Source organism: Vibrio sp. D401a, assembly GCF_030248515.1.
Lineage (GTDB): Bacteria > Pseudomonadota > Gammaproteobacteria > Enterobacterales > Vibrionaceae > Vibrio > Vibrio rotiferianus.
Window position 1 is genome coordinate 1 of the sequence record NZ_JAHGAI010000021.1, and the last position, 1,587, is coordinate 1,587.

The 1,587-nt window shown below is 41.1% G+C and carries 2 protein-coding genes; both read right to left on the minus strand.

Features of this window, described 5'->3' with window-relative positions:
• Window positions 1-661: 661 nt before the first annotated feature.
• Complete coding sequence (locus tag KIV41_RS10155) at window positions 662-1,153, minus strand: hypothetical protein (protein ID WP_039479241.1); 492 nt, start codon at window positions 1,151-1,153, stop codon at window positions 662-664.
• Window positions 1,143-1,463: a hypothetical protein gene (locus tag KIV41_RS10160; RefSeq protein ID WP_039479238.1), complete on the minus strand. Its 321-nt coding sequence runs from the start codon at window positions 1,461-1,463 to the stop codon at window positions 1,143-1,145. Before KIV41_RS10160 ends, KIV41_RS10155 begins: the two co-directional genes overlap by 11 nt.
• Window positions 1,464-1,587: the final 124 nt, after the last annotated feature.

Consider the following 1,587-nt stretch of genomic DNA (forward strand, 5'->3'; position numbering starts at 1 on the left):
GTCAAACCCGTACTAACGCCTTGCTAAGGTGTGAGTAATGCAATACAAAAGCTACCGCACAGCGCCTTAATCACCATAAGCCACCGCAAAGTAAAAATGCCACGCGTTACGAATCACTCTTAAGCAATTTGTTAGTACATGCGCTACTTCTATTTATGCGCTCCAAGATATTGAAAAGTGGCATGATATGAAAGGCTTTGAACACTGAAGTGAGACGGGCTGCTACAAAACCTTACCCCGATTGAAAGACGAAAGTTGGCTAGAAGAAAAATGCACTGAACTGCCCTACTTTCACTGGCTTTAAATTAAAAAAGGATTCTTTCCTCGTCACTCAACAGCCACACCAAAAGTAATCAAGGCTCTCTCAAAAAACACCACGAAAATGAAAAAGCGCCAAAGAAATAGGCTAAGAGTTAGAAGCCGTAAACGATGAAATCAAAGCGAACACTCCGCATATAGCGCCACCGGAAAGAACGTGAAAGGCACTAACTGAAAGGTGTAAAGACGAGCGCCAAAACAGATAAACACCAAAACTTATGACCTTTGATGTCAAACCCGTACTAACGCCGCATTAAGGTGTGAGCGGCGCTTGGCTATACTTGAGCGAAGCGAAACTGCCAAGCGTTGCGAATCACTCTTAAATGCTTTGTTATACAAATAGTTAATCGTATACAGCTTCCGCTCTTTCTGCGCTACTAAACACAATTGCTTCCCAGGCAGCTCTTGTACATGACCATAGTGAATAGCCTAGTAAGAACAAACATACAACTAGCATCGAATATATGTCTAGTGACTCAAAGTGGTTGAAGTAAATTACATCACCAAAAAACTGTTGGATATAAACACCTTTAAGAATGGATGCCGAGGTAGTCATTGCTAACCCGTAAGTAATAGCAGCAAAAGCCGAGTCAGCGAAAATACCAAATTGTTTATATATTAGCCCAGCATACTCGGCACTTGACCCTTTGGCTGAAAGGTAATGTAAAACAAAGCATATAAGTGAACCAAACCAGATACTTATATTAAGATGCTTCCACTCAAGTACACTTCGTATAGCTTCATTGTAATACTTCTGATCGGTAATATAAGTAGCTGCTATCGCGACAAGCACAATGAGAACAACGACTAGACGATAGTTAAATTTAGGAAGCATATTTACTCCCATTAAATTCGTTTACCTTTTTTTGGTCTTCATCGTCGTTACTTTTACCGAGCAACCCACCGATTAAACCACCTAGCACTACTCCTGGCACACCACCCATTACTCCAATAACACCACCTAAAGCCATTGCTGGTGCTGTTTTATTGTCTGATTCAGCTAGAACTGAATTGACGGAGTAAACCTTATCGTTAACCTTTAAACGGCTAGAACCTAAGCTTTGAGCTAACTCTTGACGCGTTTTAGCCGTATTCTGAATATATGTTTTCTTTCCTGTCTGACGATCTTGTACATACAGACGCATCTGACTAACTCCTTTTATTTGTATAACGCCCTGTTAAGGGGTAAGCAACACAATACCTAAGCCGCCGCATACCACCTTAATCACTTAAACCAACGCATAGTGAAAATGCCACGCGTTGTGAATC

Excerpts from the sequence above, each read along its gene's own strand:
- KIV41_RS10155 (WP_039479241.1), bottom strand. The coding sequence starts at position 1,153 with ATGCTTCCTAAATTTAACTATCGTCTAGTCGTTGTTCTCATTGTGCTT.
- KIV41_RS10160 (WP_039479238.1), bottom strand. The coding sequence starts at position 1,463 with ATGCGTCTGTATGTACAAGATCGTCAGACAGGAAAGAAAACATATATT.